We start from the raw sequence: 13,629 nt of genomic DNA on the forward strand, positions 1-13,629 counted from the left end.
CGCCATGGCCGGAGCGACGGGCGTCGTCGGACGCCACGCCGTCGCCGCGGCCGAGTCCCGCGGGCACGACGTCCTGACGCTGACCCGCAGCGCGGGTCACGACCTCGAGCGCGGCACCGGACCCGGCGGATCGACGCTCGCCGCCGCACTCGCCGGCGTCGACGCCGTGATCGACGTCACCAGCGTGCAGACCACGGCCGCGAAGCGGTCGCGCGCGTTCTTCACCGCGGTCACCGGGCACCTCCTCGCCGCCGAGCGCGACGCCGGCGTCGCCCACCACGTCGCGCTGTCGATCGTCGGCATCGACGGCGTCGACGCGTCGTACTTCGCGGGCAAGCACGCGCAGGAGCGCCTCGTCGAGGCCGGGCCGGTGCCGCACACGATCCTGCGCGCGACGCAGTTCCACGAGTTCGCCGAGCAGGTCACGGCGCGGCTCTCGCTCGGAACACTGCTCACGCCGATCCCGGTCGGACGGTACCGGCCGGTCGCGGCGCGGGAGGTCGGCGCCCGGCTCGTCGAGCTCGCCGAGGGTGCGGCCGTCGGTCGTGCGCGCGATCTGACGGGCCTGCGCGAGGAGCGACTCGTCGAGATGGTGCGGCGCATGTTCGCGCACGACGGAGTGAGGCGGCCGATCGTCGAGGTGCCGCTGCCGGGGGCGTACGGGCGGGCATCGGCATCGGGCGTGCTCCGCGGCGAGGCGGACGCCGAGCGCGCGACGATCGCGTTCGACGACTGGCTGGCGTCGGCCGACCACACGTCGGTCGGGGTGCGAGCGGACGCCGCGGCATCCGCCTCGGATTCTCGCGCGGGCGGGCCGCGCCCGAGGAACTGACGGCCGGGCCGACTCGAATACGCAGGATGAGCCGCGTCACGGGTCCCTGACGAGGGGCATGACCCGGCTCATCCTGCGAACCCGGCGCGGTCGGGTTCTTGGTGCGGCGTGGACTCAGTCGAAGACGGCCGCCGCCGCGAGGAGCAGGCCGGCCGCGCTCGCCCACACCCGGAGCTGCGTTCCGCGGCGCCAGAGCTTCTCGCCCGTGAGGAGCGCGGCGACGACGACCGTGGCGACGAGCGGATGTCCAGCCAGCGCCAGCACCGCCATGGCTGGGCCGCACGCGATCATGCACACGCTCGCGTTCCGGAGGCCGAGGGCGACGGCCGAGCCGTAGGCCGCGGAGCCGCGGAGCCGGATCGGCGCCGTTCGGCAGCAGCGCGCGAGTGCGTGGCGCTTGGCCGGGGCGAGTTCCCAGAGCGCGGCCCCGACGATCACGGCGACGAGGGCCGGCCGCGGCGCGGGCCCGAGCACGGTCGTCGCCGCGAGCTCGGCCGCCACGACCGCAGCGCCAAGGGCCGTCCACGCCGCCAGGTAGGCGCCGACGAAGGTCGCGACCATCGACGCTCGTCGGGCGGGGCGACTCACGTCGGCGACGTATCGCACGAGCGGCAGCACGGTGGGCACCATCATCGCCGCGACCATGATGGTCCACATCGCGAGGGCGGGGGCGATCGCTGCGAGGCCCGCCGCGTCGACGGCGCCGAGCGGTGACGGGGCGGGGCCCGCACCCGCGGAGACCGGCGTCTCGGCGTCGGGGGGCCCGGTCCCGAGGCCGGGCAGAGCATGCCCGTGACGCGACGGCGCACCCCACGAGGCGCCCGCACCGCTCGCGAGCGCGAACACGAGCCATGCGATCCAGGATGCCGCGGCCACGACGAGCACGGCGAGCTCCTCGCGCCGAAGGGCGCGCAGGCCGAGCCCGAGTCGGCGCACCGGCGGCGACCCACGGCGACCCGCCTCCCCGGCGGGCCGGCCATCGGGCGCACCGGCGACATGCGTCGGGGCGCCGGTCCGCGCCGCGTCAGGACGGAACATCGGTCATCCCGCGAAGACGTCGATGCTGCCGATCGAGAGCTCGGGGTCGGGCGACCGGTCGGTGGCCTCGCCGCCGAGGCGGAGCGTCACCCGCGCGACCGACGGGTTCCAGGTGCCGGCCGCGATGAGGTCCTCGACGATCTCGGTGATCTCGAACGTGAACGACAGGCCGTGTTCCGAGTCCGGCTCGTCGGCCCGCTCGGCACCGAACGTCGGCAGCGTCGCGACGAACCGCGCCGCCTCGGGGTCGTCGCCGTCGGGGTCGAGGTAGAGCGAGTAGATCCGGTCGGAGTTCTGCGTCACCGACACGTGCTCGACGCGGATGAAGTACCGCGTCGGCGGCTCGGCCACGCCCGCCTCCTCGTCGTCCGCGACGCCGAACGGGCCGCGGTCGGCCGGCTCACGCAGCGTCGGCGGCGGAGGAGCGTCGAGAGCGAACTCGAGCGTGGGCGACTCACCGCCGCGCAGGCGCACCGTGCGGTCGAGTGCGCCGATCCGCTCGACCCGCCGAGGCTCCGGCTCGGGCCGCGGCTCGCTGGGAGGCTCGGCGGGAGGCTCGGCGGGAGGTCCGGCCGGCCCGCCCGCCCCGGGCCCACCCGCGTCGGGCGCGCGACGCCGCGCCGCGGCATCCGCCCCGCCATCGCCCTCGGCGACCCCGAACCCGCCTGCGCCGGGTGCCGGCGGCCCCGGCGGCACCGGCGCCCCGCCCGGCCCCACGGGCACCGGCACCGGCGCGAAGACGCCCATGAGCGCATCCACCCACTCGGGCTGCAGCACGCCGAGCACGAACACGGGCGCGGGCTTCGACAGGTCGTCGTAGGCGTATCCGAGCGGCGCGGTGTCCACCACGTCGGACGGATGCCACGGCTCGACGGTGCCGTCGAGTTCGAGGAACGGGAACGGCTCGTCGAGGTACGCGGCCCGGGTCTCGTCGCGGCCGACGCCCTGGGTCACGCGCCACACCTCCCAGAGGCGGTCGATGTTGGCGTGGTGCAGCCAGAAGACCGGGTCGCGGCCCGCGACATCCGGGTTCAGCATGTTGCCGCCGATGGCGTTGTGCACCGCATTGTGCGGGGAGCGCTCGAGCTGGCCCGTGCCGCCCCGCGCATCGTGCGTGGCGAGCGTGCGCTCGCCGCCGAACGTCGTGTTCGTCGCCGTGTTGAATGCGCCGCTGAAGGGCAGGATGCGGTCGAGCCATCCGGACGTGTCGAGCGATGCCGGGTCGATCAGCGTGTCGACGAGCGTGCGCGCCGGATCGAACAGGGCGTTCGGCGTGCCGTCGGGGCGCAGCGGCGTGCGGAACGGATGCGGCAGGAACGCCGTCGCGGGCCGGTGGTAGTTCCAGTACGGCAGCGCCCACGTCGCCTTCGTGTCGTCGTCGACCTCGGGCAGGCCCGCGATCACGTCGAACAGGATCCGCTCGAAGTGCGCGAGGTAGATGCGGTGCCACGGCAGGAAGTACCACGTGCCGTGCTGGCAGTTGGCGAGCAGCGGGTCGCCGGTCGCGAACGGCGTACCGTGCAGGGCCGCCTGGTAATCCCAGCGCGCCGGCGGCGCCTGCGCCGGGTCGCGCAGGGCGGCCACCGCGCGCTCGTAGGCATCGACGAACGGATGCCACGGGGCATCCGCCGTCGGCTGCAGCGCCCAGATGTCGTGCCGCACCCGCACCGCCACGGGCGCCGGCTGCTCAGCCGCGAACGCGATCTCGTCGAGGCGCTGTACGGTGAGCGGCCCCACGTCGGGGAACGGGTTCGCGACCCCGAGCTCCTCGACCTTGAAGCGCACGACCGCGGCCTCCGTCTCGCCGCCGTACTCGCCGTCGGCGCCGTGCAGCGGCAGCACGTCGGGCCGCCACAGGAGCAGCGCCTGCTGCACCTTGCCGACCGCCGGATCGAAGCGGTTCTGCGTCTGGGAGATGCGGTCGGGCGCGCCGCTCGCGATGCGCTCGAGCAGGTCGTCGCCGGTGAACAACTGTGATGACAGCATGATGGGCCCCCGTTCCCTCATGCGGAGGCGGCGCGCGGCGCCAGGCGCGCCGCGGGCGCGCTCCGATCGCGTGCAGGCTACTCCGACCGCGGGCGGGCGGGGTCCGGGGTGGCCCGGAGGCCGTGGACCGCTGTGCCTCGGTCCGGGGTGCCGTGTCGCAAGCGCATGAGAATCAGGGTCGCAACCGGCTCCGGCGACCCGTGGCTCGGACCCTCATGCACCGGCGCCCGGCGACGCTGGACGGTCACGTCCGATTCCCGCCACCGATGTCTGCGCCGGCGGGTGCGCGACGCGCGAGAATCGACCCATGCCCCGCCGCTACGCCACGCTCCGTACGTCGCTCGGCGACCTGCTCGTGGTCGCCGACGCCGACGGGCTCGCCGGCCTGTACTTCCCGGGCCACTGGCATCCACCCGCCGCCGACTCGCTCGGCAGCGAGGTCGACGCGCGCGGCGACGAGCTCTTCAGCCGGCTCGGCGCTGAGCTCGACGAGTACCTCACCGGACGCCGCATCCGCTTCGACCTGCCGCTCGCGCCGACGGGCGACGACTTCCAGCACGCGGTGTGGGGGATGCTGCGCGAGATCCCGTACGGCTCGACCGTCACGTACGGCGAGCTCGCGCTCCGGCTCGGCGACCGGAATCTCGCCAGGCGCGTGGGCGGTGCCGTCGGGCGGAACCCGATCAGCATCCTCGTGCCGTGCCATCGCGTGGTCGGCGCCGACGGATCGCTCACCGGCTACGCCGGCGGGCTGGAGCGCAAGCGTCGGCTCCTCGAGCTCGAGGGCGCCGACGTCGTCGCGCAGCGTCGCCTGTTCTGAGGGCGCCGCTGACGGCGGGCCTTCGTGAGCCCCTCGACGCCGGCGGGCGTATGCAGGATGAGCCGCGTCACACCCGTCGTACGGGACCCATGGCTTGGCTGATCCTGCGAATTCGTCCCCGCCGACGCTCCGTCAGCGGTCCGCAGTTCGGTCAGGGCCGCCGCGCCACCCCGCCGACCGGCACCATCCGCGCGCCCGTCTCCGAGTCGATGCTGTCCGCGAGGTACCACCGCGACAGGCGCACCTGCAGTCGGCGCGCGAGCGTGAGGCGTCCGCGCTCGTCGGGTCGCAGGATGAGCAGGATCGGCGGGTCGGGGCGTTCGATGCGAGCCCGCGCCGCGGCGTCGAGGGGCGCGTGCACCTCGACGTACTCGCCGCCGGGCAGACGCACGATGCGTCCGGTCTCGTAGCCGTGGAGCATCGCGTCGCGGTCGCGGCGCTGGAGTCCGAGGCAGACGCGTCGCGCGACGGCGAACCCGACGATCGGGCCGATGATGAGCGTCGCCTGCAGTGCGGCGATCACGCCCTCGAAGGTCAGCGAGAACTGCGTCGCGATGAGGTCGGCGCTGCCGGCCGCCCAGAGCGTGCCGTAGAAGGCGATCGCGGCGACGCCGATGCCGGTGCGGGTGGGCGTCGTGCGCGGACGCTCGAGCAGGTGATGCTCCCGGCGGTCGCCCGTCGCCCACGCCTCGACGAACGGGTAGACGGGGATCGCCACGAGGAAGGCCGTGACGACCGCGAGCGGCGCGAGCACCGCGAGCGTCCAGGTTCGGTCGAAGAGCACGAACTCCCACCCGGATGGCACCAGCCGAAGCGCCCCGTCGAGGAACCCGGTGTACCAGTCGGGTTGGCTCCCCGCGCCCGCGTTGCCCGGGTCGGCGGGGCCGTAGAGCCAGATCGGGTTCACGGTGACCGTCGCCGAGATGACGAGGAGCCCGCCGGTCACCAGCGCGAAGAGGCCGCCGGCGCGCGCGGCGGCGTTCGGCCAGAGCGGCACGCCGACCACGTTCCGGCTGGTCCGCCCCGCTCCGGGGAACTGCACCGGCCCGACCCGCCACGCCGCGAGCGCGCGGAGCGCGACCAGCACGACGAGCACGGCGGGCACGATGGCGACGTGCAGCGGGTACAGGTGTGCGATGACCTCGCCCGGGAACGACCCGCCGAAGAGCAGCGATGCCAGCCAGGTGCCGACGACGGGGATGCCGAGCGCGATGCCCTCGGTGATGCGCAGACCCGTGCCCGAGAGCAGGTCGTCGGGCAGCGCGTAGCCGCTCCATCCGCCCGCCAGGGCCGCGATGAAGACGAGGAAGAGCAGCACCCACATCCCGCGCCGCGGCTTCCGGAACGCGCCGGTGAAGAAGGTCGTGACGAGTTGCATGATGATCGCGGCCGGGAGCAGCAGGCCCGCCCAGTGGTGCGCCTGCCGGACGAGCAGCCCGCCCGGGATCTCGAACGTGATCCGCATCGTCGACGCGAACGCGTGCGAGACCTCGGCGCCGCGCAGCGGCGTGTACGGGCCGTCGTAGGCGGTCGTGGCGCTCGAGGGCGTGTACCAGAACATGAGCAGGATGCCCGTGACCGTGAGGATCACGAGGCACGCGAGCGTCACGACCCCGAACAGGTTCGTCCAGTGCCGCGGCACGGCCCGTCGGGCGAGGTCGGCGCGGATGTCGCCGAGCCGTCGCCCGAAGACGGTGGCGCGGGACATCCGCTCGCCGAGCCGGTCGGTGAGAGAGCGGCGGCCCCGGTCGCTCGTACCGGGCGGGTCGGCGCCCGGAGCGCATGCTGCGTCGGGGCGACTGGGCGAGCGGTCGGTGCTCATCGATGCCTCCTCGTGAGTGGTTTCACACATACGACCCCGCAGGTCGTCCGGCTGTGACGTCCGCTCACGATCAGGCGGGTGATCGCCGTCGGCGAACGATGGGCCGAAAGTCTTAGCACTCTCCTATGGCGAGTGCTAATCTCGAAGCTAGTTGAGTCGAGGTGACTCAACTCCTGAATCCACGTGAGGAGACGCTCATGGCAATGACCTGGGACCCGTTCCGCGACCTCGACCGTCTCGCGGCGAGCATGATCGACTCGAGCCGAGGGCCTCGGATGATGCCGATCGACCTTCACCGAGACGGCGACCACTACGTGCTGTCGGCCGACCTGCCCGGGGTCGACCCCGGCTCGATCGACATCGACATCGACGGCCAGCTGCTGACGGTCCGCGCGGAGCGCACGCTGCGCAACGACGAGGGCGTCCGGTGGCTGGTGCACGAGCGGCCGAGCGGCTCGTTCCTCCGCCAGCTCACCCTCGGCGAGGGCATCGACACCTCCGGCATCAGCGCGCACTACGACAACGGCGTGCTGAGCGTGATCATCCCGGTGTCCGAGCGCGCGAAGCCGCGCAAGGTCGAGGTGCGCTCGGCGGCGTCCGACGTCGTCACGCCCGAGGTGACCTCCGGAAGCTGACGCGCAGGCCGGCGAATCTCCGGCGCGGTCTCGAGGCGGGGCGGATGCCGCGGCATCCGCCCCGCTGTCGTGCGCGATGACTTCGCCGAATCGCGGGCGAGGGGCAGCGGAGAATCGGGCGAGGCCGTACGATCGGCGTACGCGCCAGCCCGCGCTTCCCCGCACCCCGATTCGCACCCCCCACATCCACCCCGCAGCACCGACGCCGTCCGACGACACGACGCCCCCGATCCTCGGAGCCCCCCGTTGAGAGCCCCTGCCGATGACGAGCCCACGCCCGACTCGGGCGTGCCCGACGGGGCATCGCACGGTGCGGGACCGCGCGGCGGAGACGCCGACGGCCGCGATGCGGGGAACGGCGCCACGGCACTCGAGCGCGACCGATGGGCCATGCGCGCGACCGCCCATCCCGGGCGACGTCCGCGCCGCCGGGCATCGACGCTCGCGTTCGATCCCGCCGACCACCAGGACCCCGATCGTCGTCGGTACTTCCTGAGCTCGCTGCAGCCGAGTGGTGACTACGAGGCCGTCATCGTCGCCATCACCGACGGCGCGCGTCGCCGGTACTTCAGCTCCCGCGACGGTTCGCACTTCATCGAGGTCGACGAGCTCTCCTTCGAGCAGCGCCGCAAGAGCGGCTCGCGCTCGATGCTCGAGATCGGCGAGCACGAGCTGCGCGAGCTCGAGGGCGCACTCATCTTCGTTCGGCCGCTCGACGGCCGTGACCCCATCGCCGAGGTCGCCGCCGCGAAGAAGGCCTCGCTCGAGGCGACGCGCCCGTTGGCGATCGTGCCGATCGCCGCGGCCGAAGCGGCGCCCGCCGACGCGGCGCCCGCCGACCCGGCGACCGTCGACGCGGCGACGGCCGAAGCGGCGCCCGCCGACCCGGCGACCGCCGACCCGGCGACCGCCGACCCGGCGACCGTCGACGCGGCGCCGGCCGAAGCGGTTCCCGCCGACCCGGCGACGGATGCCGCGGCCGACCGCTCAGCGCACGACGCGCGGCTCGTCTGGGCGGAGGAGCCGATCGCTGCCGTCGGCGAGGACGCCGAGCCGCAGACGGCGGGTCCGCGCCGAGCGACCTTCGAGCCGATTCCGCCGTGCGACCCGGTGGATCCGGTCTCGAGTGCACCCGGCGGCGACTCGACGGAGGCCCTGCTCGCGGAGCTCGTCGACGCGGTCGGCGCCACGCAGACCCTGCCCGGTCGGTTCGCCCACGCCGACGTCGTCGACCCCGCCGAGCCGGAACTCCAGGCCGCGTCGGGCTGGGACCCCCAGCCGGGCTGGGCACCCGAGCCGGGCGCGGCGCCCCAGTCGGACTGGGTACCCGAGCCCGAGTCCCACCCCGAAGCGGAGCGACTGCCCGCGCCCGCGCCCGCCGCGCCCGCGCCCGCCGCGCCCGCGCCCGCCGCGCCCCGCTCGGCCGCCGCGCTCTCCCCGCTCGAGGCCGTCGCGCAGGTCGCGCTCGCGAAGGGCATCGCGTTCGCGGCGCATCGCGGCCAACTCGACAAGAGCGGCACGCCGTACATCGACCATCCGGGCCGCATCGCCGAGCGGTTCGATCCGGTGACCGATCCGATCGCGGCGGCGGCGGCCTGGCTGCACGACGTGCTCGAGGACACACCGCTCACGTCGCGCGAGCTGTTCGAGGCGGGCGTGCTGCTCGAGATCGTCGGCGTAGTGGAGCTCCTCACCCGTCGGACCGAGGTCGCGCCCGACGAGTACTACGCGCGCATCCGGCGCCACCCGGTCGCGCTGCGCGTCAAGCTCGCCGACATCGACGACAACACGGCGCCGTGGCGACTGCGTCGCCTCGAGTTCGCCAAGCAGCAGCGCCTCGCCGAGAAGTACCGCCACGCGCGGCGTGCGCTCGGCGTGGAGTGATCCGATCCCCGTCGACTCATCGCTGGGACCTTCGACCCGCGCGGCGAGGATCGATCCGCGAGTAGCGTATGGCCCGCGTCCGGCCGAGCCGTGAGACAAGAGCGGGAGCACCGGGTTTCAGGCGGCCTTCCCTTCGGGGCTGCGCCAAGCAGAGCACGGCTGGTCCCACCCGCCGCCGGACGCGACGATCAGCGCGCTCGCCCCGTGGGCCGACGCGCGCCGGCACCCCGCGAGTCCCGTTGAATGGCGGCCACCGCCGCCGTTTCGCGGGACTCGCCCCGTGGGCGACGCGCGCCGGCACCCCGCGAGTCCCGTTGAATGGCGGCCACCGCCGCCGTTTCGCGGGACTCGATTCGAGCCGCTCGCTCGGGTGCACGGCTCGCGGCCCCCGGCGGCGAGACGAATCGGGCGAGCCGGCGCAGCCAGTGCGCGTCGGTTCGCCTCAGGCGGGTGTCGCGGCCTCCGCGCGGTCGAAGACGAGCGCGCCGAGCAGCAGTTCGAGCGAGTGCTGCACGCGCTCGTCGGGCCAGCCCTCCGGGTCTTCGACCGACTTCACCTCGTAGCCGCGGCAGTAGAGGTAGAGGATGTCGGCGATGCGAGCCGCTTCGTCGCGGTCGGCGGCGCGGGCGCCCTCGAGGAAGCTCGCGTAGGTGGCATCCGTCACCGATCGCAGCAGGTCGTAGGCGCGGTCGTGCCCGGCGCGCACGTCGGCGATGACCTCGATCCAGAGGCTGCGGAACACCGACTCCTCGGGCGACGACGTGCACATCCAGCGCGTGAGCGCGGCCAGCCGCTCGACGCCGACGAGGCCGCCGAGCTCGTCGCGGCGCTCGTCGTCCCATCGCGATCGGGCGAGTTCGAGCGCGTTCGCCATGAGCTCGGCGCGGCTCGGCACGAAGTGCGTGATGAACGCGGTGGAGCGACCGAGGCGCTCGGCGACCGCGCGCAGCGTCACGGCGTGCGTGCCGCGCTCCTGGGCGACGGCCACGGTGGCGCGCGCGATCTCGGCGAGGCGTTCGGCGGTGTCGACTTCGGCCGGCAACGGCGGCTCCCTTCGGCGGGGACGGCTGTCGCGACATCCGCTCGTTGACATCCCGACGGGGCCCACACTAACGTCGCTGCAGGCGTTGTCAAACACCGTTTGAAAAAAGATGGAGGGCGTGTGGCCGCGAATAGCGAGGTCGTGAACGGCGGGGTCTCGAACGGCGGGGTCTCGTTCTGGATGCAGCAGGTCGGCGTGCCCGCCGAGCGTCCGGCGCTCGCGGGCGACCTCGACGTCGACGTGGCGATCGTCGGCGGCGGGTACACCGGCCTCTGGACGGCGTACTACCTCAAGCGCGACCAGCCCGACCTGCGGATCGCGGTGCTGGAGCAGCGATTCGCGGGCTTCGGCGCCTCCGGGCGCAACGGCGGATGGCTCACCAACTCCGTGACCGGCGGCCGAGGGCAATACGCGAAGAGCCACGGCCGCGACGCCGCGATCGCGCAGCAGCGCGCGCTGAACGAGACCGTCGACGAGGTGATCCGCGTCGCGGCCGCCGAGGGCATCGACGCCGGCATCCACAAGGGCGGAGAGCTCGAGGTCGCGACCGCGCCCGCACAGCTCGCGCGACTGCGCGCCGCCGCGGCGGCCGAGCGCGAGTGGCCCGCGACCGACGTCGAGGAGCTCGACGCCCGCGAGACCGCTGCCCGGGTGAACGTGTCGGGCGTGCTCGGCGGGCTGTGGCATCCGCACTGCGCCCGCGTGCACCCGGCGAAGCTCGCGCTCGGGCTCGCCGCGACCGTCGAGCGCCTCGGCGTCACGATCTTCGAGGGCACGCGGGTCACCGAGATCGCGCCCGGCGAGGCGCGCACCGAGCACGGCACCGTGCGGGCCCAGCACGTGCTGCGCGCGACCGAGGGCTTCACCGCGAACCTCCGCGGAGAGCACCGCACGTGGCTGCCCATGAACTCGTCGATGATCGTGACCGAGCCGCTCGCGGCATCCGCCTGGGAGGAGATCGGCTGGAACGGCCGCGAGACGCTCGGCGACTTCGCGCACGTCTACATGTACGCCCAGCGCACGGCCGACGACCGCATCGCGTTCGGCGGGCGCGGGGTGCCCTACCGCTACGGCTCGCGGGTCGACCACGACGGCACGACCCAGCCGCGCACGATCGAGAGCCTCACCGAGCTGCTGCGCCGGTACTTCCCGGCCGCGTCGGGCGCCGCGATCGAGCACGCCTGGGCCGGGGTGCTCGGCGTGCCGCGCGACTGGGCGGCGACCGTCGGCCACGACCCGGCGACCGGGCTCGGCTGGGCGGGCGGGTACGTCGGCACCGGCGTCACCGCCACGAACCTCGCCGGGCGAACGCTCCGCGACCTCGTGCTCGGCCGCGACAGCGACCTCACCCGCCTGCCGTGGGTCGACCACCGCGCCAAGCGCTGGGAGATCGAGCCGCTCCGCTGGCTCGCCGTGCAGGCCATCTACACCGCGTACCACGCCGCCGACCGCGCCGAGCTGCGCGGCCGCGCGACGACGTCGCCGATCGCGAAGGTCGCCGACCTCGTCGCGGGGCGCTGACCCCCTCCTCCGACGGCAGGAGCGTCCGCAGAGCCGGACGCGTGACCATCGACGGCTGAGCGCGCCGCGCCGGGACCGACGGCGCTGGACGCCCCGCCGCGTGCGGTGGAGAATCGTGTCCCCGCGCTCGCGCGCCGGGCGGTCCAGTGAGGAGTCGGCGCATGAGTGATCCAGCGGTGGCACCCGAGTCGCGCGGCGTGCACGTCGAACTGCTCGCCACGGTCGACCTCGGTCCGGAGATCGAGGGCATGGCGGGGCGGGTGCTGCGGATGCGGAAGGTGACGATCGAGCCGGGCGGCGTGTTCGGCCCGGTGCACGACCACGTCGGCCGGCCGGGCACGGTGTTCATCCTCGACGGCACGATCACCGATCACCGGAACGGCGAGACCGTCGAATACGGCCCCGGCCCCGGATGGCCCGAGGATCACGAGACCGTGCACTGGCTCGAGAACGCGGGCGCCACGACGGCCGTCGAGATCTCGGTCGACATCGTGCAGGCGCCGTAGCGGATGCCGCGGCCGGCACCCGCCGAGCCCCAGCGGATGCCGCGGCGGCCCGGCGGCCGATCAGGTCGCGGGACCGTGCGCGACGTCCTCCCCGGAATCGTCGTCCGCCATGCGGCGCGTCACGTCCGCCAGCGTGATCACCCCGACCAGGCGGCGTCCATCGACGACGTGCAGGGTTCGGATGCGGCGCTGGTGCATCATCCCGATCGCCTCACGGATGTCGCGATCGACGCCGATGGTCGCGGGCGTGCCGCAGGCGAGCTCGCCGACTCGGATCTCGTTCGGGTCGGCGCCCTCCGCCACGCACGTCGTGACGATCTCGTGCTCGGTGAGGACCCCGCGCAGCAACTCCTCGTCGCCGCACACCGGCAGGGAACCGATGTCGAGGTCTCGCAGGATCCGCGCCGCGTGGGCGACCGACTGGGTCTCCGTGACGTACGCGGGGTCGGGGGTCATCAGGTCTCGTGCGAGGGTCATGATCCCTCCCTTCGACGTTCGTTCGGGTGCGATCAGCGCGTTACCCTACGCCGATCGCGACCCGGCCGCGCCGGGGTTGACGCACGCGACGAGCCGCGTACCCTACGCGGGCTCGGCCGATGGGAAGGTCCACGTCCCGTCGACGACCTCCGGGTGCGGCCGGTACATGCGCACGATGTAGTTCCAGCCGTCCATGATGCCGATGCGGTTCGGGCGTCCGTCGTCGGGCCCGCCGAAGTTCACCGTGACGCTGCCGTCGTCGTTCGGGGTCGCCGTGACGCTGCTGACGCTGACGAGCCCGTCGGTGGCCTCCATGTAGCCGGCCGGGTTGTAGACCGTGATCGACCAGAACGCATCGACGGGCACGTCGCGGACCGTCAGCGCGTAGGCGCCGACCGGCAGCTTCGGCTCCACGTTCACGTAGAACGCCTCGGAGGACGGGAGGCCGCCCCATCCGACGGCCGTGCCGAGGAGGTGATGGACGGGCTCGACCTCGCCCTCGCGACCGAACGCGTCGCCGTACGCGGTGACGCCGCGCGCGAGCGTCAGCAGCGCGTCGCGCGTCGCCGAGAACGAGGCGTCGTCGTACTCCGGCATCGGGAACGCGTCGCCGAGCGGCGCATCGAGCGCGAACGCGTCCTGGAGCGCGTTCACGGCGGCGACGTCCGACGCGTCGTTGGGGTCCACCAGCACGCGCGGCACGATGACCGCCCACTGCGTGCCGACCTCGTCGGCCTCGATCCGATGCGGCCCGGGCTCATGGAAGATCAGCGGGATGTAGTGGTCCTGGTTCACCACCATCATCGACAGGTACCGGTCGCCGGCGTCCGGAACCGTGACCGTGACCCCGTCCGAGACGTCGACGACGGCCATGCTGTACAGCGTGTCGCGGTTCTGCCTGATCACGGGCTGGTTGTCGATCGGCGTCGGCACGCGGTTGTGGACCCACCTCCCGGTGCCGCCGGCCTGGGCCGCGAGCGCCGCGAACATGCGGTTCGTCTCGGCGCGAACGAAGTTGTCGACAGTGACCTGCTCGGCCATCGGCTCATCCCCCTGATCCACGGAC

Annotated in this window: 12 protein-coding genes; 6 read left to right on the forward strand and 6 right to left on the reverse strand. The window is 73.7% G+C overall.

From position 1 onward, the window contains the following. The first annotated feature begins 4 nt into the window (after positions 1-4). Positions 5-832: an SDR family oxidoreductase gene (locus ACSJD1_RS03500; RefSeq protein WP_438853923.1), complete on the forward strand. Its 828-nt coding sequence runs from the start codon at positions 5-7 to the stop codon at positions 830-832. Between the two features lie 114 nt (positions 833-946). Here the strand turns inward: ACSJD1_RS03500 and ACSJD1_RS03505 are convergent, their stop codons facing one another. Both ACSJD1_RS03505 and ACSJD1_RS03510 read right to left on the reverse strand, forming a co-directional pair. After that, the gene (locus tag ACSJD1_RS03505; RefSeq protein ID WP_438853924.1) at positions 947-1,870 is read right to left on the reverse strand and encodes a copper chaperone; all 924 of its coding nucleotides are present in this window, start codon (positions 1,868-1,870) and stop codon (positions 947-949) included. A 3-nt stretch (positions 1,871-1,873) separates the two neighbouring features. Next, complete coding sequence (locus tag ACSJD1_RS03510; RefSeq protein WP_438853925.1) at positions 1,874-3,856, reverse strand: tyrosinase family protein; 1,983 nt, start codon at positions 3,854-3,856, stop codon at positions 1,874-1,876. A gap of 307 nt (positions 3,857-4,163) precedes the next feature. Between ACSJD1_RS03510 and ACSJD1_RS03515 the strand changes: the two genes are divergently transcribed. Next, positions 4,164-4,676: a methylated-DNA--[protein]-cysteine S-methyltransferase gene (locus tag ACSJD1_RS03515; protein ID WP_438853926.1), complete on the forward strand. Its 513-nt coding sequence runs from the start codon at positions 4,164-4,166 to the stop codon at positions 4,674-4,676. Positions 4,677-4,827: 151 nt separating this feature from the next. Here ACSJD1_RS03515 and qcrB read toward each other — a convergent pair whose 3' ends face one another. Beyond that, positions 4,828-6,498, reverse strand: a complete 1,671-nt coding sequence (gene qcrB, locus ACSJD1_RS03520) for a cytochrome bc1 complex cytochrome b subunit (RefSeq protein WP_438853927.1) — start codon at positions 6,496-6,498, stop codon at positions 4,828-4,830. Between the two features lie 197 nt (positions 6,499-6,695). Between qcrB and ACSJD1_RS03525 the strand changes: the two genes are divergently transcribed. Continuing rightward, positions 6,696-7,133 carry an Hsp20/alpha crystallin family protein gene (locus tag ACSJD1_RS03525; protein ID WP_438853928.1) on the forward strand — a complete coding sequence of 146 codons (438 nt, stop codon included), beginning with the start codon at positions 6,696-6,698 and terminating at the stop codon, positions 7,131-7,133. A 246-nt stretch (positions 7,134-7,379) separates the two neighbouring features. Continuing rightward, positions 7,380-9,017 (forward strand): hypothetical protein, encoded by a 1,638-nt coding sequence (locus ACSJD1_RS03530; protein WP_438853929.1) that lies wholly within the window; start codon positions 7,380-7,382, stop codon positions 9,015-9,017. A 442-nt stretch (positions 9,018-9,459) separates the two neighbouring features. On the opposite strand, the gene ACSJD1_RS03535 is transcribed toward ACSJD1_RS03530, so the two are convergent. Next, positions 9,460-10,059 (reverse strand): TetR family transcriptional regulator, encoded by a 600-nt coding sequence (locus ACSJD1_RS03535; RefSeq protein WP_438853930.1) that lies wholly within the window; start codon positions 10,057-10,059, stop codon positions 9,460-9,462. Positions 10,060-10,239: 180 nt separating this feature from the next. On the opposite strand from ACSJD1_RS03535, the gene ACSJD1_RS03540 reads away from it, so the two are divergent. Together ACSJD1_RS03540 and ACSJD1_RS03545 are read left to right on the forward strand one after the other, a co-directional pair. Continuing rightward, positions 10,240-11,580 (forward strand): NAD(P)/FAD-dependent oxidoreductase, encoded by a 1,341-nt coding sequence (locus ACSJD1_RS03540; protein WP_438854118.1) that lies wholly within the window; start codon positions 10,240-10,242, stop codon positions 11,578-11,580. A 161-nt stretch (positions 11,581-11,741) separates the two neighbouring features. After that, positions 11,742-12,086 (forward strand): cupin domain-containing protein, encoded by a 345-nt coding sequence (locus tag ACSJD1_RS03545; RefSeq protein ID WP_438853931.1) that lies wholly within the window; start codon positions 11,742-11,744, stop codon positions 12,084-12,086. A gap of 60 nt (positions 12,087-12,146) precedes the next feature. Here ACSJD1_RS03545 and ACSJD1_RS03550 read toward each other — a convergent pair whose 3' ends face one another. Further along, on the reverse strand, positions 12,147-12,563 hold the full coding sequence (locus ACSJD1_RS03550; protein WP_438853932.1) for a CBS domain-containing protein: 417 nt from the start codon (positions 12,561-12,563) through the stop codon (positions 12,147-12,149). 102 nt (positions 12,564-12,665) lie between these two features. Then, complete coding sequence (locus tag ACSJD1_RS03555) at positions 12,666-13,604, reverse strand: DUF1254 domain-containing protein (protein ID WP_438853933.1); 939 nt, start codon at positions 13,602-13,604, stop codon at positions 12,666-12,668. Positions 13,605-13,629: the final 25 nt, after the last annotated feature.

The organism is Agromyces excoecariae, assembly GCF_051715505.1.
Classification (GTDB): domain Bacteria; phylum Actinomycetota; class Actinomycetes; order Actinomycetales; family Microbacteriaceae; genus Agromyces.

Bases quoted from the DNA above. Each gene is read 5' to 3' on its own strand.
- ACSJD1_RS03510 (WP_438853925.1), bottom strand. From the start codon at position 3,856: ATGCTGTCATCACAGTTGTTCACCGGCGACGACCTGCTCGAGCGCATC.
- ACSJD1_RS03550 (WP_438853932.1), bottom strand. From the start codon at position 12,563: ATGACCCTCGCACGAGACCTGATGACCCCCGACCCCGCGTACGTCACG.
- qcrB (WP_438853927.1), bottom strand. From the start codon at position 6,498: ATGAGCACCGACCGCTCGCCCAGTCGCCCCGACGCAGCATGCGCTCCG.
- ACSJD1_RS03545 (WP_438853931.1), top strand. From the start codon at position 11,742: ATGAGTGATCCAGCGGTGGCACCCGAGTCGCGCGGCGTGCACGTCGAA.
- ACSJD1_RS03540 (WP_438854118.1), top strand. From the start codon at position 10,240: ATGCAGCAGGTCGGCGTGCCCGCCGAGCGTCCGGCGCTCGCGGGCGAC.
- ACSJD1_RS03515 (WP_438853926.1), top strand. From the start codon at position 4,164: ATGCCCCGCCGCTACGCCACGCTCCGTACGTCGCTCGGCGACCTGCTC.
- ACSJD1_RS03500 (WP_438853923.1), top strand. From the start codon at position 5: ATGGCCGGAGCGACGGGCGTCGTCGGACGCCACGCCGTCGCCGCGGCC.
- ACSJD1_RS03505 (WP_438853924.1), bottom strand. From the start codon at position 1,870: ATGTTCCGTCCTGACGCGGCGCGGACCGGCGCCCCGACGCATGTCGCC.
- ACSJD1_RS03525 (WP_438853928.1), top strand. From the start codon at position 6,696: ATGGCAATGACCTGGGACCCGTTCCGCGACCTCGACCGTCTCGCGGCG.
- ACSJD1_RS03555 (WP_438853933.1), bottom strand. From the start codon at position 13,604: ATGGCCGAGCAGGTCACTGTCGACAACTTCGTTCGCGCCGAGACGAAC.